At 72.7% G+C, this 18,207-nt stretch carries 13 protein-coding genes and 1 pseudogene; 1 reads left to right on the forward strand and 13 read right to left on the reverse strand.

Features of this window, described 5'->3' with window-relative positions:
- Positions 1 to 169: 169 nt before the first annotated feature.
- The 11 genes and pseudogenes from ACX9TP_RS14625 to ACX9TP_RS14675 form a co-directional block, all read right to left on the reverse strand.
- Positions 170 to 553, reverse strand: a complete 384-nt coding sequence (locus tag ACX9TP_RS14625) for a carboxypeptidase-like regulatory domain-containing protein (RefSeq protein WP_482980341.1) — start codon at positions 551 to 553, stop codon at positions 170 to 172.
- A gap of 47 nt (positions 554 to 600) precedes the next feature.
- Positions 601 to 2,079, reverse strand: a complete 1,479-nt coding sequence (locus ACX9TP_RS14630) for a B-box zinc finger protein (protein WP_482980342.1) — start codon at positions 2,077 to 2,079, stop codon at positions 601 to 603.
- 11 nt (positions 2,080 to 2,090) lie between these two features.
- On the reverse strand, positions 2,091 to 3,869 hold the full coding sequence (locus ACX9TP_RS14635) for a M61 family metallopeptidase (protein WP_482980343.1): 1,779 nt from the start codon (positions 3,867 to 3,869) through the stop codon (positions 2,091 to 2,093).
- A gap of 26 nt (positions 3,870 to 3,895) precedes the next feature.
- A pseudogene (locus ACX9TP_RS14640) lies at positions 3,896 to 5,358 on the reverse strand (RsmB/NOP family class I SAM-dependent RNA methyltransferase).
- Between the two features lie 714 nt (positions 5,359 to 6,072).
- A complete protein-coding gene (locus tag ACX9TP_RS14645; RefSeq protein WP_482980344.1) occupies positions 6,073 to 7,728 on the reverse strand; it encodes a metallophosphoesterase in 1,656 nt (551 codons plus the stop codon).
- Positions 7,729 to 7,859: 131 nt separating this feature from the next.
- Positions 7,860 to 8,669, reverse strand: coding sequence for a hypothetical protein (locus ACX9TP_RS14650; protein ID WP_482980345.1), 810 nt, complete (start codon positions 8,667 to 8,669; stop codon positions 7,860 to 7,862).
- Positions 8,666 to 9,367, reverse strand: a complete 702-nt coding sequence (locus ACX9TP_RS14655) for a DUF4956 domain-containing protein (RefSeq protein ID WP_482980346.1) — start codon at positions 9,365 to 9,367, stop codon at positions 8,666 to 8,668. The genes ACX9TP_RS14650 and ACX9TP_RS14655 overlap by 4 nt, the downstream gene beginning before the upstream one ends.
- 6 nt (positions 9,368 to 9,373) lie before the next feature.
- Positions 9,374 to 11,083 (reverse strand): dTMP kinase, encoded by a 1,710-nt coding sequence (gene tmk, locus ACX9TP_RS14660; RefSeq protein ID WP_482980347.1) that lies wholly within the window; start codon positions 11,081 to 11,083, stop codon positions 9,374 to 9,376.
- 6 nt (positions 11,084 to 11,089) lie between these two features.
- Positions 11,090 to 11,803, reverse strand: coding sequence for a VTC domain-containing protein (locus tag ACX9TP_RS14665; RefSeq protein ID WP_482980348.1), 714 nt, complete (start codon positions 11,801 to 11,803; stop codon positions 11,090 to 11,092).
- 18 nt (positions 11,804 to 11,821) lie between these two features.
- On the reverse strand, positions 11,822 to 13,141 hold the full coding sequence (locus tag ACX9TP_RS14670; protein WP_482980349.1) for a hypothetical protein: 1,320 nt from the start codon (positions 13,139 to 13,141) through the stop codon (positions 11,822 to 11,824).
- A gap of 212 nt (positions 13,142 to 13,353) precedes the next feature.
- Positions 13,354 to 14,154 (reverse strand): hypothetical protein, encoded by an 801-nt coding sequence (locus ACX9TP_RS14675; RefSeq protein ID WP_482980350.1) that lies wholly within the window; start codon positions 14,152 to 14,154, stop codon positions 13,354 to 13,356.
- Between the two features lie 139 nt (positions 14,155 to 14,293).
- On the opposite strand from ACX9TP_RS14675, the gene ACX9TP_RS14680 reads away from it, so the two are divergent.
- Complete coding sequence (locus ACX9TP_RS14680) at positions 14,294 to 16,603, forward strand: serine/threonine protein kinase (protein WP_482980351.1); 2,310 nt, start codon at positions 14,294 to 14,296, stop codon at positions 16,601 to 16,603.
- 9 nt (positions 16,604 to 16,612) lie between these two features.
- Here ACX9TP_RS14680 and ACX9TP_RS14685 read toward each other — a convergent pair whose 3' ends face one another.
- Both ACX9TP_RS14685 and moeB read right to left on the reverse strand, forming a co-directional pair.
- Positions 16,613 to 16,945, reverse strand: coding sequence for a rhodanese-like domain-containing protein (locus ACX9TP_RS14685; protein WP_482980352.1), 333 nt, complete (start codon positions 16,943 to 16,945; stop codon positions 16,613 to 16,615).
- Positions 16,946 to 16,958: 13 nt separating this feature from the next.
- A complete protein-coding gene (moeB, locus tag ACX9TP_RS14690) occupies positions 16,959 to 18,125 on the reverse strand; it encodes a molybdopterin-synthase adenylyltransferase MoeB (protein WP_482980353.1) in 1,167 nt (388 codons plus the stop codon).
- Between the last annotated feature and the right edge of the window lie 82 nt (positions 18,126 to 18,207).

Consider the following 18,207-nt stretch of genomic DNA (forward strand, 5'->3'; position numbering starts at 1 on the left):
GGCGGCGCCCGGCTGGCGGGCCGCCCTGGGGGCGAAAGAGGTGGGACGCTGGGAGGGCAGGCGGGCGTTGCGCACGGCGTTAGCCGTACCCCAGGCGAAGGGGGCAGCACAACCTCTCCGGTGCGAAGCCCGGAAGTCCCGCGAGCAGGGAGGGGCCGGGCTCCCGGCCCTACGGGTTCAGCTCGAGCTGCAGCGTGCCCGGCTCTGGAACGCAGTTGCAGGAGTCACACGTCCACTCGACGCGCCAGGCGGACGACACCTTGGAGCCGGCGCTGGCCACCACGCGCACCGGACTGGGGGCGAGCGACTCGTTGATGGCGGTGGTGACGCCCTGCTCGTCCGTCACCCCGGTGATGCTCACGTTCGACGTCACGTTGGTGGCTGTCACGGTGGCGCCCCGGACGCGAGCCCCCTCCGCCGTCACCACCTCCACCCTCAAGGCCACCAACTCCGCCTGGCAATCATCCTCCGCGCGCTCGACACGCGGCGCCTCGTCGCATCCGGCGAGGAGAGACAAACCGATGAGCCACCACCATCCACGCACCCGAACCATGATGCGCTTCAAGGTGGTGCCGCACGGAGCGCGCGGCAACGCCGTTGTCAGTCGGAAGACGGAGCCACGCGCTCTCGCGCGAAGCGCGCCGCGCTCGAGTCCGGATAGCGGTGCAGCACGTAGCGATAGACTTCCTCCGCGCGCGCCGTTTCGCGCATCCGCTCGCCCAACACGCGCGCCAGAAGTACCAACGCACGGGGCGCGGTGGGGGCATCTGGCGCCACATCTGCCGCGGACTCCAACGCCGCTACCGCCAGTGGGAAGTTTCCTTCCACGGCCGCGGCCTGTCCGACGAACAGGTGGTGCGCCGGGGGTACCTTCACCGCCGGCTGCGCCCGCAGTGTCGTGTACAGAGCCATTGCCCCGGGCACGTCGCGCGCCTCCACGGCGGACGCCAGCGCGGACAGCCCGTCGCTCGCGGCCTGCCGCGCCGCGTCCTTCACCTCGGTGAACGATTCCACCCCTTCGGGGAGGGCGGGCAGCAGCCCCTCGTCGCGCAGGGGCGGGGCCTGCAGGCGCGGCCGGGTGTCTCCGAGGATGGGGGCCCAGTAGTCCCGCGTCACGCCGTACCCCAGCGCGTCACCGCGGACGTACAGCAGGAGCCCCAGCACGTGCGCCGCGGTGAAGGGCACGACGAGGGTGACGGCCTCCGCCAGCACGCGCGAGATGAAGACGAGGTCCACCCACCGCAGGGCGTGTGCGATGCCATGCGCCGCCAGGTGCAGCGCGCCCAGGAGCACGAGCGCGCCCGCGGTGAGCAGGTAGTCGCGGCCCAGGGTGCGCACCATCCGCAGCACGGCCGGCACGTTGTAGATGGCCGTGGGCGGCATGCCGGCCGCCGTGACGAGGAGCGCCTGGGGCTGCCACACCACGCCCAGCAGCAGCAGGCCCCAGAGCACCGGGTCTCTCAGCAGGTCGGGCGGGACGTTCTCCCCCGTCAGGATGACGCCGAGCCCGAACCAGCCGGTGCTCCCCGGGCGCAGGAAGGCCGTGTAGACGATGGCCGGCATCCACACCGCGGCGAAGGCGGTCAGCCCGCGGATGCCGGGGACGACGCCGTCGTTGAAGAAGTCGGTGAACTCCGGCGTGTCCAGCTCCGTGTCGCCCCGGGAGGAGTCCCGCACCAGGGTGAAGAAGGTGGCCCAGAACATGCTGCCGTACAGCGCCAGGGGCAGCACCTTCAGGAAGGGGACGGTCATCTCCAGCAACCACCCGAGCACGGCCAGCACCAGGCTCACCGCCGTCAGCACCTGGAGCCCGGACGCGGTGAAGACATAGCGCCAGGCGCCCGCCAGCCTCCGGGCCAGCGGCACGCGGCGGCGGTGGGCGAGGATGGGCTGGGCTCCGCCTCCGCACAGGCCGCACGCCACCAGCTCCACCGTCTGCGCGCGCCGCCCCACCGCGCAGTCGGGACACAGCGCCGCCTCGCACGTCTGGCAGCGCCAGCCGGCGGGCTCGCGCGGATGTTGCTGGCAGAAGGGCTGGGGCGAGTCCGCGTCCACGGCATCCGGGGGCAGGGCGTTCATCGCCCCGGAGCCTATGACGGGCCGGGGGCCTCGTCCCAGGGGGCGCCGAGCCACGCCTGGAATGCCGCCTTCTGCGCGTCCGTGGGACGCTCCACCCGGGACAGCCACACGGCCTCGGCGGGCTTCTGGCCCAGCACCACCGGCACCTCCAGCAGCCTGTCCCGGCGGAACACCGTCACCCGCACCGTCTCTCCGGGCCGCTTGTCCTCGCACCGGCCGAGCAGGCCCGCGCCGTCCACCTTCCACCCGTCCAGCGCCACCACGTCGTCCTCCCCGTAGAGGCCGGCCTCCTGCGCGGGCGAGCCCTCCAGCACCAGGGCCACCGTGGAGCTCCCCTTCGTGGTGAGGCCCAGCCAGCCCTTCGGACGGCCCTCGCCGGCCTTGCCCTTGGGGGGCGGGGTGCCGCCCTTGTCACTGGTGGACTCGCGCTGCCGGAAGGCGGGCTCCAGGCCCACGTGCGAGAAGACGGAGTAGTCCAGTTCCTCCGTGGTGCGCAGCGCCCGGTCGAAGAAGGGCGTCAAGTCCATGCCGGCCACCTCGCTCGCCGCCGCCTCCACGCCGTCCTCGGGCACGCCGGAGCCGTCGCCGTAGCGCTCCCACAACAGGCGCATCACGTCGTCCAGGCTCTTCGCGTCGCCGGTGGCGCGGCGGATTTCGAGGTCCAGCAGCGCCGAGACGATTTCGCCCTTCAGGTAGTAGGAGATGGCGCTGTTGGGCGAGTGCTCGTCGGGGCGGTAGTGCTTCACCCAGCTCACCAGCGACGCCTCGGCCAGCGTCTGCACGCGGCGTCCCGGGGTGGAGTGGAGCGCGGTGAGCGCCTCGCCCAGGCGGGTGACGTAGCGCTGCGCGGACATCAGCCCCGCGCGGCGCACGAAGAGGTTGTCGTAGTACGCGGTGGAGCCCTCGAAGGCCCACAGGAGCGAGGTGTAGTTCTCCTGCGAGTAGTCGAAGGGCACCAGCGCCCGGGGCTTCACCCGCTTGATGTTCCACAGGTGGAAGTACTCGTGCGCGGCCAGCGTGAGCAGGTCCTCCCAGCCGCGCGAGCTGGACAGCCCCGCGCGCGGGAAGAGCAGGGCGGTGCTGGCCTGGTGCTCCAGCCCTCCGCGGCCCTTGTCCGTCAGGTACAGCAGGAAGAGGTAGCGGGGGACGGGCAGCCCGCCGTACAGGCGCGCCTGGGCCTCGCAGATGCGCTGCAGGTCCGCGCACAGCCGCTCCGCGTCCGTCACGGTGTCGCCCCACACCACCACGTCGTGCGGCACGCCCGCGGCGGTGAAGGAGAGCGGCGTGTGGGGCCCCACCTCGAAGGGGCTGTCCACCAGCATGTCGTAGTCCGCCGCGATGAAGGCGTCCTCGCGCTGCCCCAGCGCGCAGAACGTCCGCCAGCCCTGGGGCGCGTCCACGGTGACGTGGTGCTCCAGGCCGCGCGTGGCCTCCGTGTAGAGGAAGACACAGGCGCCGTTGAAGAAGGCGTGGGTGCCGTCCAGGTGGCTGGTGCGCACCGTGAGCTCGTTGGCGTAGACGCGGTAGCGCAGGGTGACGGCGCGGCCGCCCGCCTGCACGCGCCAGGTGCGCTTGTCCACCCGCCGCACCGGCAGCGTCGCGCCGTCCGGGCCCGCCGCGGACAGGTCCTGCACGTGCCGGGCGAACTCGCGCACCAGGTAGCTGCCGGGCGTCCACACCGGCAGCACCGCGTCGAGCACGTCGGGCCCCTCCGGGAAGGTGGCCTCCACCTCCAGGAGGTGCGAGTGCGGCCGGGGCATGGAAACGCGGTAGCGGACGGCGTGGGGCATGGCCGGAGTCTCTCTCCTCGGGAAGGCTACTTCGCGCGGACGAGCACGGCGCCGAAGAAGCCGTCCGTGCCGTGCGTGTGCGGCGCCAGCCGCAGGTAGGGGCCGGGGCCCACCTTCGCGCCCAGCTCCGGGCCCAGCAGCTCCGCCACCGGGCGCGCGGTGAAGTCGGGGTGCTTGGACAGGAAGTCCTCGATGACGCCCTCGTTCTCCGCGTGGAGCACGCTGCACGTGCCGTAGATGAGGCGGCCGCCGGGCTTCACCAGCAGGGCGAAGCGCGCGAGCAGGGCCTTCTGCCGGCCCACGTGCATCTCCAGGTCCTCGGGCGTGAGGCGGTAGCGCGCGTCCGGCTTGCGGCGGAAGGTGCCGGTGCCGCTGCACGGCGCGTCCACGAGCACGCGGTCCGCCTTGCCCTTGAGCGGCTCCAGCGCGGCGTCCGCCTCCGGGCCCTCATGGGGGATGAGCTGGGTGCGCACGTTGTGCACCCCGGCGCGGCGGGCGCGCTTCTTGAGGTCCTCCATGCGGCGCTCGTCCACGTCCAGCGCGTGCAGGTCTCCCCGGTTCTTCATCTGCGCGGCGAGCTGCAGCGTCTTGCCGCCGGCGCCCGCGCACGCGTCCACCACGCGCGTGGGCGGCGCGTCCACCAGCATGCCGAGCAGCTGGCTGCCCTCGTCCTGCAGCTCCAGGAAGCCCTCGCGGAAGCTCTCCAGCGCGAAGACGTTGAGGCGCGACTCCAGGTGCAGGCCCATGGGCGACAGCGGGGTGGGGCTGGTGTCCACGCCCTCGGCCTTGAGGCGCTGTGCCAGGGCGTCGCGGTCGCCCTTGAGGAGGTTGGCGCGGCCGGTGAGGGGGGCGCGCTCGTTCATCGCCTCGGCGGCGCGGGCGGCGTCGCGGCCGAACTGCTTGCGGAAGAGGTCGGCGAGGAAGTCCGGCAGCGAGGCGGCGATGGGGAAGCGCTCGCGCTCCGGCAGGGCCTCCAGCACGGCGGCGGCTTCCGGAAGCGAGCCGAGGGCCGCGGCATCCGCGGGGCCCAGGGCGCTGGTGCGCACCACGGTGTCGACGGACTCACCGTAGAGGACGCGCGAGGTGGCCAGGCGCAGCACGTCCTGGCGCGTCTTGTCGAGCGCGTCGAAGCGCGGGTGCGCGCGGGACAGGAGGAAGTCCACCGTGCGCTGGCGGCGCAGCAGGCCGTAGACGCGCTCGGCCACGGCGCGGCGCTCGTTGGAGTAGAGGTTCTTCTTGTGGCGCAGGACGAAGTCGAGGGCGCGGTCGGACAGGCGGCCCTCGTGGCGGACGGAGCCGTAGGCCTCGAGGCACGCCTGGAGGACGAGGTCCTCGCGCACGGGGCGCTCGTAGCGCTCGGGGTTCCTGGCGCGCTCGGCGGGGGAGACGCGCTCGGGGCGCTCGCCGCGGTCGGCGCGCTTGGAGTGGCCGAAGCGGCCGGCGCCGTCCGAGCGCCAGGCGCGCTCGGGGCGGCCGGCGCCTTCGCCACGGTCGGGGCGGCCCGAGCGCTCGGCGCCACGGGGCTGCTCGTCGCGGCGCGGACGCTCGGCGCCACGGGTCTGCTCGTCGCGGCGTGGACGCTCGGCGCCACGGGTCTGCTCGTCGCGGCGTGGACGCTCGGACCGTTCGGTGCGTGGGTGCTCGGAGCGGCGCGGACGCTCGGTGTCGCGCGGGCGCTCGGACCCCTCGGCGCGAGCGGGGCGCTCATTGTCGCGCGGGCGCTCGGAGCGCTCGGTACGGGCGGGGCGCTCGGACCGCTCGGCGCGGGCGGGGCGCTCATTGTCGCGTGGACGCTCGGAGCGCTCGGCGCGGGCGGGGCGCTCATTGTCGCGCGGATGCTCGGAGCGCTCGGCGCGGGGAGGGCGCTCGGAACGCTCCGGGCGCTCGGCGTGGCGCGCGTCCTCGGAGCGCCGGGGGCGCTCGGTGGACGCGGGCTTCTTCCCGGACCCTTCGGCGGAGAACTTCTTCGGGGCCGGCCGGGAGTCCGGGCGGGACTTGCGTTTGATTGCCATGGCGGAATGGGCCTTTGCATTCCCCGGGCCGGGTTGACAAGCCCGGAAAGCAAAACCGGGTGGCCGGCGGACGCGAGTCCACCAACCACCCGGACGGGCCGCTGTCTCCCCGGAGGGGCGCGGGACCCCTCGTTTCAGAGGGGAGTGGAGGCCCCGCCCGGTGCTCCGGGCGAGGGCCTGGGTTCACGTTCCTACTTGCGGCGGCGACGGCGGGCCAGCCCGGCCACCAGCAGGCCCAGGGCGGGAATCAGCGTCGCCGTGGGGCTCGCGGCGCAGCCGCCACCCCCGGGACCCATGCCGTCATCCGTCGCGTCCGTGGTGTCCGGCGGGTCCGCGGGCAGGCCCGGGCGGTCCTCCACCGGCGTGTCCGTGCCGGGGTCCGTCGGCTCCGGGTCCGCGGGCGTCTCACCCGGGCCCCCCGAGGCGGCCGTCACCTGCACCACGGCGGTGGCCGTCAGCAACTGCGTGCCCTGCGTGGCCGTGGCCGTCGCAGTGTACTGGCCGGCCTTCTCGTAGGTGTGCGTCACCGACTCGCCCTCGGCGGTGCCGCCGTCGCCGAAGTCCCACGTCACCTTCGCGCCCGCCACGGGCGGGGTGGCGCGGAAGAGCGCCTGGTGCGGGGCCACGCCGCGCTCGCCCTCCACCGTGACGGTCAGCGTGCCGACGGGCGGCGGCTCCAGCGGGGGCAGGTCCTTCTTCAGCGTGAAGCTGTCCAGCACCCTGCCGTCGGTCTCGATGAGGTTCGCGGTGAGCGTGCCGTCGACGACCTTCACGTCGAGGAAGCCGTGGGCCTGGTCGTCGCGGATGACGCTCCAGTCCGGCCGGGACGTGGCGAAGCGGCGCAGGGACGCGCCGCCGCCGCCCACCACCAGATAGGGGACGCCCTTGCCCGCGGCCGCCACGGCGTCGCCCTGCATCGGCTTGCTGCGCTCGTAGTTGTGGTCATGCCCGGTCAGCACCAGGTCCACGCCATACTTCTCGAAGATGGGCGCGAAGTTGCGGCGCATCGCGAGCTGCGAGCCGTGCTCGCCGCTGGACCAGGGCGGGTGGTGGAAGAAGACGACCTTCCACGGCTGCGTGGTGGCGGCCAGGTCCTTCTCCAGCCACGCCTTCTGCGCGGCCAGCGCGCAGCGGTCCGCCGACGCCAGGCCGATGGCGCAGTTGGAGTCGAGCGCCACGAAGTGCACGTGGCCCCAGTCGAACGAGTAGTAGCGCTCGCTGTTCGCCGGGTTGTTGGAGGGCAGGTAGAGGTTGTCCAGGTACGGCTGCCCCTGGTTCGTCACGTACTCGTGGTTGCCCAGCGACGCGAACAGGGGCACCTCGGCCAGCAGCTCGGCCATGGGCGTGAAGAGGTTGTTCTGGATTTCGGACTCGGTGCCGGACGAGTAGGCGTTGTCGCCCAGCGCCACGAACAGCTCCGGCTTCACCTTGAGCATGGCCGCGGCCACCAGCTTCTGGTCCGTGCCGCCGGTGCCGAAGTCACCCACCGCGGTGAAGTGCACGTTGCGGGTGCCGGGCACGGGCGCGGTGCGGAAGCGCTTCGCGGGCGTCGTCTTGCCGCAGGCGTCCACCACGTAGGTGTACTCGGTGGCGGGCTTGAGCCCCGTCAGCACCACCGCGTGGATGCGCCCCTTGGCCGCGGAGGCGACCGTCTGGTCGGTCGTGCCCACGCCATACCGCACGGAGGGCGAGCAGTCGGCCGCGAGGCGGAACGCCACCGTGGCGGTGTCCGGTCCTACCTTCTGGAGGAACGGGTCGCGAGGCAGCACGCCCGCGCAGGCGACGCCTGTCACGAGCATCAGCGCCGCCACCAGGGGCGCGAAGGTCAAGGTGGACGTCCGGTGCATGAGGCCTCCTCCCGAACCAACTCGGGGCGGAAGCCCAACCGTTCATTCACCAACCTTCATCCAACCATCGCCGTGTGACGGGCAGGCGGCGGAGCGAGCCCTCTCGCGTCCGCCGCCTCCACGGACGGGCGCTACCTCTTCACGTCGTAGGAGACGAGCTCCTCGGTGCGCTCGCCTTCCTCGCGAATCTTCCCCACGCCGGGCGCGAGCCAGTACGTGCGCTCCTTGCCTTCCTTCACCTCGCCCGCGTCGTTGAGCTTGTCGCGCTGGACCTTGATGACGTTGGTGAAGGTGCCCGCCTTCGTCTGCAGCGTCAGGCCCTTCTCCACCACGCGCCAGTTGTACGTCGGGTCGCTGTCCTCCTTCGTCCCGTCGCCCAGCACCGTCTGCTCCAGCACCGCGCTCTGGTAGGACCAGGGCAGGGACTCGGGCGCGCGGGCCAGGGACTTCACGGTGGCCGGAGCCCAGACGGTGGAGCGAATCTGCACGCCGTCCTTGTGGTCCTCCTCGCGCAGGCGCACCACCAGGCCGTTGGTCAGCTCGAGCTGCCACGAGTACTCCTCGTAGACCATCCCGTTCTGCGTGCGGTCCTGGCGGCTGTGCACCAGCACCGCCGTCATCTTCCCCTGCGTGTCGGGGACTTCGCGCGGGCCCAGCACCGTCACCGTCTTCTTGAACTGGCCCTGCACGGGGTCCTTGATGTCGTAGACCCACGTGGAGCCCGTCGCCAGCGGCCACAGCGAGGTCGGCTCCTCGGGCGTCGGGTTCGGATTGTTGCCGTCCGGGTTCTTCACTTCACCCGGCAGGTCGATGCTGCCGTCCGGGTTGCCGATGGGGGGATTCTGCGCGTCGTCCCCCGGTCCCGGAGGAAGGCTGCTCCCGCCACCACACGCCACCAGCACCCAGCCCGCCGCGAGCGCGGCCATCCACCTGCGCGTCATACCATGTCCTCCCGTGCCCCTTTCGGGCTCACCGCCGTCCACCGCAGCCCCCTCAACGGCGTCCCCTCGGTGCGGCCCAGCGCCGCCGCGAGGGAGCCCGGCTCCGGCTCCTCCACTTCCAACTCCACGCGCCGCCCGTCGAAGTCGAGCGCGCAGCTCTTCACCAGCACGTTCCGCTCGCGCAGCGCCGTCCGCAGCGTGGCTTCCGCGCCCACCAGGTCATCCGCCTGCGCGGACACCAGCAGCCGCTGCTTCGGCGCGCTCTTCTCCTCGCGGTTGAACAGGTCCAGCACCCACAGCAGCCCGGCGACGAACAGCGTGCCCATGCCCGCCAGCCCCAGGCTGCCGTGGCCACACGCCATGCCCAGGCCAATCATCAGGAAGAGGATGGCCGCGTCGCGCGGGTCCTTCAGCCCCGAGCGGAAGCGCACGAAGCCGCCCAGGCCCACGAGGCCGAAGGCCTTGGCCACGCTGTCGCCGATGACGGCGGTAATCACCGCCGCCGCGGCGCACAGCAGCACCTGCGCCTGAATCATCTCCGCCTTCGGCAGCGAGCGCTTCATCAGCAGGCGCCAGGGCCGCAGCGACAGCAGCGCGCCGATGAGCGTCGCCGCCAGCATGCGGGGGAACATGGCCCCCGCGTGAATCGTGCCCAGCTCCGACTTCGCGCCTTCGAGCAACGATGAGAACGGGTCCATGTGCGGCTATCCCTGCACTTCCGCACGCGCCGCGACGTCCGCCTCGGGGCGGGCCGTACGGGTGGGCGCGGCCGCGAGGCCGCGAGCGGTGGCGATGACGGCGTACGCGTTGCGCAGCACCGGCAGCCGGCCCGGGTTCGCCTCCAGCACGCGGTCGATGAGCGCGCGGGCATGCGGCCCGAGCGGCAGCCCCTTGAGGGACGACAGCACCGTGGAGGGCCAGCGGTTGGCGTACGTCACGCGCAGCTTCCACGCGCGCGGGTCGTCCAGCCCGTCCACCGAGTCCAGCGCCTCCTTCGTCAGCGGTGCGCCCTTCTCGCGCAGCGCCCAGGCCTCTTCCGTGGTGAGGCCGGTGAGCGAGCGCAGCACCAGCTTCAGCGCCTTGTCCGCCAGCGCCTCGCGCAGGCCGCGCGCCACCGGCGTGTCCAGGCCGTTGGTGCTGCGCAGCACCGCCAGCCGGTCCTGCGGCAGCAGCACCTCGCGCAGCGCATCCGCGCGCGCCGTGGTGAGCCCGCCCAGGCTGCGCGCGACTTCCGCGTACAGCTTGCGCTGCACCCCGGCCTCGCGCACCACCCAGGACTCGTCGCCGTCCACCCCCGCGAGCCCGGAGAGCACGTCCGCCAGCCGGCCGTCCTTCATGCCGCGCTCGCGCAGGGCCCAGGCCTGGGGCGAGCTGTCCCGCTTGAGGCCGGACAGCACCTCCGTGGGGGCCTGCGCGTACAGGCGCTCGCGCAGCATCATCGCCCGCGGGCCCGTCACGCCGACCAGGCTGGTGGCCACCTCCGCGGGCGCCGTCGTCGCCAGCACCTCGCGCAGCGTCCAGGCCGGCTCGTCGTCCAGCCCGCCCAGGCCGCGCGCGGTGAGGGTGGGGAAGCGCTCCGCATGGCCCAGCCGCCGCTGGTGCGCGGGCAGGCCGGGCATGCCGCCCACCATCCACGCCGCCAGCGCGGGCTCGCGCACCTCCACCGAGTCCAGCGCGTGGAAGAAGCGCTCCTCCGCGTTCTCCACCGTCGTCGGGCCCGGGGGCAGGGCGGCCGACGCGGGGACGATGCGCTGCACCGGCATCTCCCGCCCCTCCAGCCGCGCCACCACCGCGTCCACCAGCCGCTGCTCCAGCACGCGCAGCGGCACGTCGTTGTTCTCCAGGATGAGCCAGCGCTGCGGGTCCTTGCGCGCCATCTCCAGGAAGGACTCGCGCACCCGCACCGCCAGGCCCGCGCCGGCCAGCCCCTTGCGGCTGTCACCGTCCGACACGCGCGCGCTCTGCACCTTGCCCAGGCGCTTGCGCCACCGCGCCAGGTCCGGGTCCACGTCCACCAGGATGACCAGGTCCGGCCACAGTCCCTGCGACGCCAGCTCGCACGCCGGCTTCAGCTCGGCCATGGGCAGCCCGCGCCCGCCGCCGCTCAGCGCCAGCTGCGAGTACAGGTAGCGGTCGGTGATGCACACCTCGCCCCGCCGCAGCGCGGGGGCAATCACCTCTTCCAGTTGCTGCGCATCCCTGGCCAGGTTGAGGAAGAACTCGGTCCGTGGAGACATCTCCAGGAGCCGTGAGTCACGCGTCAGCTCCCGTACGCGCCGCGCGGCGGGCGCCTGCAGCTCGCCCCCCTCCCGCGCATGTGCCACCCGGTAGCCCAGCTTCTTCAGCCGCGCGGCCAGCAGGTTGGACAGTGTGGTCTTCCCGCTGCCGTCAATCCCCTCGAAGTCGATGAACACGGTGCCCTATCCCCCTACGACCCCATCCGTGGCGAAGGAGTAGACCCTCGCCATCCCTTCCGCGAACTTGCTGTAGGCCGGCGCTCCGCCCGGATTGAGCGACGCCAGCCACTCGGGCAACTCACACCCGAGGTGCTTCACCTCCACCACCACCCGCCCATCCATGGACTGGGGCGGACCCAACCGCTCCGCCGTCAGCGACAGCTGCGACAGCGCCAGCTCCGGCGAAATCGTGTGGAAGGCGATGTCCCGGTCCACCGTCACCCGCCACTCCTGCGTGGCCTGGTACACGTGCCGCTTGTACGTGACGGCCAGCACCGGCACGAGGCTGCCTCCCGCGATGAGCGGCAGCAGGCCGGCGCCGCCGCGCAGCACGCGACCCAGGTCCGCGCGCGGCACCCACACCCTGCGCTTCTGCGTCAGGCCATGCCGCTCGCGCTTCACCTCCAGCACCACCCGCTGCTGGCCACCCGCGCCCAGGTCCGGCGAGTACTCCTTGGTGCGGACCTTGAGGCAGTCGTCCGGCGTGCGCAGCGCGCGCTCCGCCAGCGGGCAGCCCGGCCGGTCGAAGTAGACGGAAACGATGCGCGTGGGCGGAGGCAGGTGCCCCCCCAGCTCGCGCGACAGGCGCCCACAGAAGGCGGGCGCTTCTTTCTCCCCCAGCACGAGCTTGAACTCACGCCGGAGCCTGGTGACTTCACCTTCCGCGAACGAGAGCATGGTGTCGTGTCTCCGTGCTCAGAAACGGGCGGCGAGCTGCAGTGAGTATTCGAGCGCGGCGGCCTCGTCCCCTGGACGCAGCGCGCGCTCCGCCTGGAACATCGCCTTGAAGCGGTCTCCCAACAGGACGTTGAGCCCGCCCACCAGGGCGTGGCCCTTGCCCTCCACGTCGCCGCGAAGCTGGAGCGCCTCGAAGCCCGCGAGGGGCTGGAGCGCCCACTCGTCGCCGCCCAGGGGCAGCGTGTAGTGCGCCAGCAGCAGCTGCGCGGTGAAGGGGCCCAGCGGCAGCCGGCCCGTGACGGCCTCGCCGGTGAGCGACAGCGCGCCCAGGCGCAGCTCCGCGTCGGCGGCCACGGCGTGCTTGCGCACGACCTCCAGCGCCTCCGCGATATAGGTGCTCACGCCCACGGTGAGCGCCTTGAACGGGCGGAGGCTCAGCCGCGCGGCGGCGTCCTCCTTCATGCGCACGCCCGCCTCGTCCTTGGCACCCTCGAAGACGCCCGCGGACAGCTTGAGGCCCCAGGTCTCCTTCAGCCGGACTTCACCCATGAGTCCCAGCCGGCGGCCGCCGAGCTGGTGCACCTCGGTGAGGTAGTCCTCCACGAGCCCGCGGCGCACCACGGGCAAATCCCACGCAGACTCCAGCGAGCGCTGGAGGAAGGGCGACTTGAACTGACCGCCGTACAGCCGGAAGCGCTTCGAGTCGTCCGCGAGGCGCACGAAGGCGTCCTTCAGAATCGACTCGTCCGCGAGGTCCGCCGTCACCTCGGCCTCGAGGTTGGACAGCGACGTGCTGACGCCCACGCGCGCGGAAGGGATGCTCAGCGAGCGCTGGTACTTCTGGCGCTCGTCCGCGCGGGCCCGGGCGAACACGCGGCCGAAGACGCGCAGGTTCTCCTTGTCCTCCGCGGCCGTGTCGTCCACGGCGTCGGGGTTCTCACCCAGGGAGTCGTCCTGCGGCTCGCCGGGCTTCACCTTCTTCTTCTTCTTGCCCTGCTTCTCCGACACCGGCTCGGACTTGCCCGGCACCGGGCCCACGGGTGACACCTGCGTCTCGGGCTTCCCCTGCGCTGGCACCGCTTCCGCCAGTGCCCCCTCCATCACCCCGCCCGAGTCGTCACCCGTGGGCCCCTCCGTGGCCGCACCCGCCGGCTCACCGCCCCCGGTCCCCTCCACGCCATCCACCACACCGCCCGAGAGCGTGTCTTCCGCGGCATCCGTGCTGGAAGCCACTTCCTCCGGGGCAGTCGCTCCCGCGCTCGCAAGCGCGGGCATGCCCAGGAGGACTGCGGCGAGCAGACCCCGCCTCGCCCGTTCATCCAACCGCCACCCACCCATGTCCCTCGCCTCCCCGCCGCAGTCGGAGGGCTCCCTGTGCAACACCGGTGCCCGTGAGCGGGTCGTCAGGTGGCGGACGGATGCGAGCGCGATGGACGGGGGATGCGTCCAGAATCGGGCGTCACAGGGCGTTCACATGCCCGTGACTGGGAACGAAAGTTCCCACGCCCCGGGCAAGCGGGCCTGTACGAATGCCCGTCGGATGGAAGGAGTTACCGGGTGGACGACGGATCCGGCGGCGGGGCGGGATCCCCGTGCGGGTCCGGTGCGGCGGCGGGAGCGGCCCGGGGCTCCGGAGCCGGCGATGCGACGGCGGGCTCGGCCCGGGGCTCGGGAGCTGGCGATGCGACGGCGGGCGCGGTCAGGGACTCGGGAGCCGGCGGTGCGACGGCGGGATCGGCCCGGAACTCCGGAGCTGGCGGTGCGACGGCGGGCGCGGCCCGCGGCTCCGAGGCCGGCGGCGTGGTGACCCCAGACGATGCCGCAGCGGTATCGGTGCCCACAGGCGGGGGCGCGGCCGCGGATCCGCCGGTCCCCTCCGGCGCCGACGCGCGGATGCGGTGCAGCACGCCGCGCATGCCGAGCACCAGCGCCGTCGCGGCCGCCACGCTGATCAACCCCCAGCCCAGGCCGCGCGGCAGGGGTGGATCCGTCACCGTGAACCGGGCCGTGAGCACCTTCAGGTGCGTGTTCCGGTAGCGGACCTCCAGCTCCCACATGCCCGAGTCATCCGGCGTGAGCACGGTGTGCCAGTTGACCCCCTGCCGGGTCAGGGTCCGCGTCACCTGGGCGGGGGCGCCGGCCTGCTGGAAGGTGAGGGTGATGGGGCCGTCGAACTCGGGGCCCTGGAAGTTGCCCACATGCAGCGACAGGGTGACGGGCTCGCCCGCTCGGGGCAGGGCGGGGTGCAGCGTGCCCTGGAGGCGCTCCTCGGCGTCCGCCCAGCGCAGCTCCAGCAGGTCCCCCCGGCGCTCCACGCGGATCTGATCATTAGAGGGCGCGGCGGCCGCCATGCCGGCCAGCACCAGGCAGGCGGCCAGCGCCCATCCGGATTTCCTTGAGACCTGCCTTTGCCATGGAGGCGGCGGTCCTCTAGTATGCCGTGCCCTGACGCATTCCACCTGAGCTGCTCCCTGCGGCCAGAGTCCCGGGATGAACCCTCAATCATTCGGGAAATACCAGCTTCTGAAGAAGCTCGCCACGGGCGGCATGGCCGAAGTCTGGCTTGCGCGCCAGATGGGCATCGAGGGGTTCCAAAAGAACCTCGTCGTGAAGCGCATCCTTCCGCACCTCGCGGAGGACCGTGAGTTCGTGGAGATGTTCCGGAACGAGGCGCTGATCGCGGCGCGCTTCAACCACCCGAACATCGCCCAGGTCTACGAGTTCGGCGAGGCCAACGGCACCTACTACATCGCCATGGAGTTCATCCACGGCGAGGACCTGGGCCGGGTCATGCGCAAGGCGGCGGGCTCCGGGCAGTGGGTGGCCCGGCCGCTGGCCATCCGCATCGTCGCCGCCGCGTGCGAGGGCCTGCACTACGCCCACAGCCGCACGGACGACGCGGGCCGCCCGCTGCGCGTGGTGCACCGCGACATCTCGCCGCAGAACATCCTCATCAGCTTCGACGGCTCGGTGAAGCTGGTGGACTTCGGCATCGCCAAGGCGGCGGACCAGGCGTCGCTGACGAAGTCCGGCGCCATCAAGGGCAAGTTCGCGTACATGGCCCCGGAGCAGGCCGCCGGCAAGCCGCTGGACGGGCGCGCGGACATCTTCGCCATCGGCCTGGTCCTCTACGAATTGCTCACCGGCGTGCGGCCCCTCAAGCGGGACTCCGAGCTGGCGACGCTGCAGGCCGCCATGGAGTGCGCCATCAACGCGCCCTCGCAGGTGGCGGACGTGCCGGAGGAGATGGACCCGGTGGTGATGCGGGCCATCGCCAAGAACGCGGACGACCGCTACCGGGACGCGCGCCAGTTCCAGATGGCGCTCGAGGAAATCCTCGTCGGGCAGCGCTGGGTGGCCGGCTCGGTGCAGATCTCCGAGCTGATGGAGACGCTCTTCGCGGACCGCCTGGCCGACGAGAAGGCCCAGGGCCAGGTCGTCCCGGTGGGCGAGGACTCCAACAACTCCGGCACGCCGCAGCCGCCCCCGCCGCCCCAGGACAAGGGCCGGAGCCGGTCTTCCGCCGCGGCGGACATGAGCTGGGAGGCGCCCCCGGGCGAGGCCTCCCACCCGGTGCGCCCGCGCGCCTCGTCGGCCCGCGCCTCGGTGCCGCCCCCGTCGCGCCGCGCCTCGGCCATCGCCCCGGCGGTGGAGCCGGAGGACCCGGGCGAGTGGGAGGCGCCGTCGGGCACGGGCGAGCACCCGCCCCGCCGCACGTCCGAAGGGGCGCGCCGCCAGTCCAACCCCAACGCCACGCAGGTGGCGCGCACCAACTCCCGCGCGGATCTGCGCCGCACGCCCACGGGCGAGCAGCCGCTGCCGCCGCGCCGCTCCAGCACGCGCGCCCCCGCGCTGGCGGACGAGGACGTGGAGACGCTGCCGCCGCCGCCGCCGTCCCGCTCGCGCGCCAACCTCCCGCAGGTGGACGAGCGCGGCCGCGTGGACGACGAGGAGGACGACGAGCGCACGATGCTGCCGCCTCCGCCGGAGCCCGCGCCGCCGCCGCGCCGCCGCACCGGCATGCAGTCCGCCGTGGAGGCGCCGCGCCGTCGCACCAACAGCCGCGTGGACAGCCGCGCGGAGATGCCGGATCCGCCGCCGCCCCGCCGCTCCTCGGGCCCCGCCCCGGCGGTGCGCCGTGACGACGACGACGACGCGGTGGACCGCGCCCTCGCGGAGTCCGCCCAGCGCACGCGCCGCAACATGGCCACGCGCAACGTGGCCACGGCGGGCTTCATCGTGGGCCTGCTCATCGTCATCGCCGTCTTCCACAAGCCCATCCTCTCGGTGCTCAACGGCACGGCGCAGGACGGACAGGGCGTGCACGTCACCGTCAACACCAACGAGCGGGTGAAGGTGTCGGTGAAGCACACCCCCAAGTGCCCCAGCGACCAGCCGGTGACGGAGCTGGGCTACACGCCGCTGACGCTGACGCCGGGCGCGCACCTGCAGGACACGCTCATCCTGGAGAACGAGCAGCAGGGCATCTACCGCGAGGACAGCGAAGCGCTGGCCTTCGGCGAGCCCGGCCAGCCCAAGGTCGTCACGTACGAGTTCAAGCGCGGCCACCTCCAGCTCACGCTGAAGCCGGAAGGCATGCGCGGCATCACCGTGCGGCGCAACGGCCAGGACGTGGGCAGCTACTCGGGCGGCAAGGGCCTGAAGATGGAGCTGATGGAGGGCCGCCACAAGCTGGAGCTCAACGGCGGCCCCCTCAAGGAGCCCTTCTTCTTCGAGGTCGACATCAAGCCCGGCGTCATCAACAAGGAGACGCAGGACCTCAGCGCCTTCGTCGGCTAGCGGCCCGTGTCAGTAGCGGGGCAGGGTGGGGTCCACCTGCCGCGAGTACAGGTCGATGCCGCCCTTGAGCGACACGGCCTCCAGTCCCTTCGCTATCAGGTAGGCCGCGCCGTCCAGGCTGCGCACGCCGTGGTGGCAGTAGACGACGACGGGACGGCCGCGCAGGGCCTCCAGCTCGTCGGCGCGCTCGTCCAGCTCCGGCAGGGGGATGAGCACCGAGTCCGGGAGCGCCACCCACGCGTGCTCGTCCGGGAAGCGCACGTCCAGCAGCGCGGGCCGGGACTCGGGAGGCCCGGCGAGCAGCTCGGCGAGGCGGGTGGGGAGGATTTCGGGGATGGGCATCGCGGGACGGGCCTCAGGCGGCGGTGGGGGCGGAGCAGAACTGCTCGTAGTCGATGAGCTCCACCTTCGCGCCCGGCGCGCACACCGGGCACTTCGGGTCCCTGCGCAGCTTCAGCTCCTGGAAGCGGGTGCCCAGCGCGTCGAACGTCACGAGCCGGCCGATGAGGGGCTCGCCCCGGCCGAGGATGAGCTTGAGGGCCTCGTTGGCCTGGAGCAGGCCGATGAGCCCGGGCAGCACGCCCAGCACGCCGGCCTCCGCGCACGAGGGGGCCAGCTCCGGCGGCGGCGGGGCGGGGTAGAGGCAGCGGTAGCAGGGGCCCTGGCCGGGGACGAAGGACGTCACCTGCCCCTCGAAGCGGAAGATGGAGCCATGGATGTTGGGCGTGCCCCGCATCACACACGCGTCGTTGAGCAGGTAGCGGGTGGGGAAGTTGTCCCCTCCGTCCAGCACCAGGTCGAAGCCCTCGAGCACGCGCAGCACGTTGTCCGACGTGAGCCGCTCCTGGAACGGCACCACCTTCACGTCCGGGTTGAGCGCTTCAATCGCCGCGCGGGCGCTGACCACCTTGGGCTGGCCCTGGAACTCGCGCGTGTGGATGACCTGGCGCTGGAGGTTGCTCAGGTCCACCACGTCCGAGTCGACGATGCCCAGCGTGCCCACGCCGGCCGCGGCGAGGTACAGCGCCGCGGGCGAGCCCAGCCCTCCGGCCCCCAGGAGCAGCACGCGCGACTTCAGGAGCTTCGCCTGGCCCTCCTCGCCCACCTCCGGGAGGATGAGGTGGCGGCGGTAGCGCTCCTTCTGCTCGGCGGTGAGGACGAAGGGCTTCTCCACCGGGTGGGCCGCGTCGCTCCAGCGGTTGTAGCCGCCCGCCATGGACGCCACGCGTGTGTAGCCCAGCTCCTTCAGCGTCTTCGCGGCCAGCGCGGAGCGGGTGCCACCCGCGCAGTAGAGGACGACGTCCTCGTCCCGGCTGGCCTGGTTCTCGATTCGCAGCTCCAGGTAGCCCCGGGGGATGTGCAGGGCGCCGGGCAGCCGGCCGCCCGCGTACTCGTCCGCCTCCCGCACGTCCACGAGCTTCACGGGCGCCCGTGCGTCCAGCAGGCGCTTCACGTCGTCCACGGAGACCTCGCGGATCTCCTGCTTCACTCCGGCCAGCAGCTCTTGGAAGGTGGGGGCCATGACGCCGGGTATAACCCGACGGTCCCCGGTTCGTCCGTCCGGATGTGGGCCTCCGGGCGGACGGACGGCCGGCCCCATGGAT

The sequence above is a fragment of the Pyxidicoccus sp. M15 genome, from assembly GCF_056858435.1.

Excerpts from the sequence above, each read along its gene's own strand:
- moeB (WP_482980353.1), bottom strand. The coding sequence starts at position 18,125 with ATGGCCCCCACCTTCCAAGAGCTGCTGGCCGGAGTGAAGCAGGAGATC.
- ACX9TP_RS14670 (WP_482980349.1), bottom strand. The coding sequence starts at position 13,141 with ATGGGTGGGTGGCGGTTGGATGAACGGGCGAGGCGGGGTCTGCTCGCC.
- ACX9TP_RS14630 (WP_482980342.1), bottom strand. The coding sequence starts at position 2,079 with ATGAACGCCCTGCCCCCGGATGCCGTGGACGCGGACTCGCCCCAGCCC.
- ACX9TP_RS14645 (WP_482980344.1), bottom strand. The coding sequence starts at position 7,728 with ATGCACCGGACGTCCACCTTGACCTTCGCGCCCCTGGTGGCGGCGCTG.
- ACX9TP_RS14625 (WP_482980341.1), bottom strand. The coding sequence starts at position 553 with ATGGTTCGGGTGCGTGGATGGTGGTGGCTCATCGGTTTGTCTCTCCTC.
- ACX9TP_RS14650 (WP_482980345.1), bottom strand. The coding sequence starts at position 8,669 with ATGACGCGCAGGTGGATGGCCGCGCTCGCGGCGGGCTGGGTGCTGGTG.
- ACX9TP_RS14655 (WP_482980346.1), bottom strand. The coding sequence starts at position 9,367 with ATGGACCCGTTCTCATCGTTGCTCGAAGGCGCGAAGTCGGAGCTGGGC.
- ACX9TP_RS14685 (WP_482980352.1), bottom strand. The coding sequence starts at position 16,945 with ATGCCCATCCCCGAAATCCTCCCCACCCGCCTCGCCGAGCTGCTCGCC.
- ACX9TP_RS14665 (WP_482980348.1), bottom strand. The coding sequence starts at position 11,803 with ATGCTCTCGTTCGCGGAAGGTGAAGTCACCAGGCTCCGGCGTGAGTTC.
- ACX9TP_RS14635 (WP_482980343.1), bottom strand. The coding sequence starts at position 3,869 with ATGCCCCACGCCGTCCGCTACCGCGTTTCCATGCCCCGGCCGCACTCG.
- ACX9TP_RS14680 (WP_482980351.1), top strand. The coding sequence starts at position 14,294 with ATGAACCCTCAATCATTCGGGAAATACCAGCTTCTGAAGAAGCTCGCC.
- ACX9TP_RS14675 (WP_482980350.1), bottom strand. The coding sequence starts at position 14,154 with ATGGCGGCCGCCGCGCCCTCTAATGATCAGATCCGCGTGGAGCGCCGG.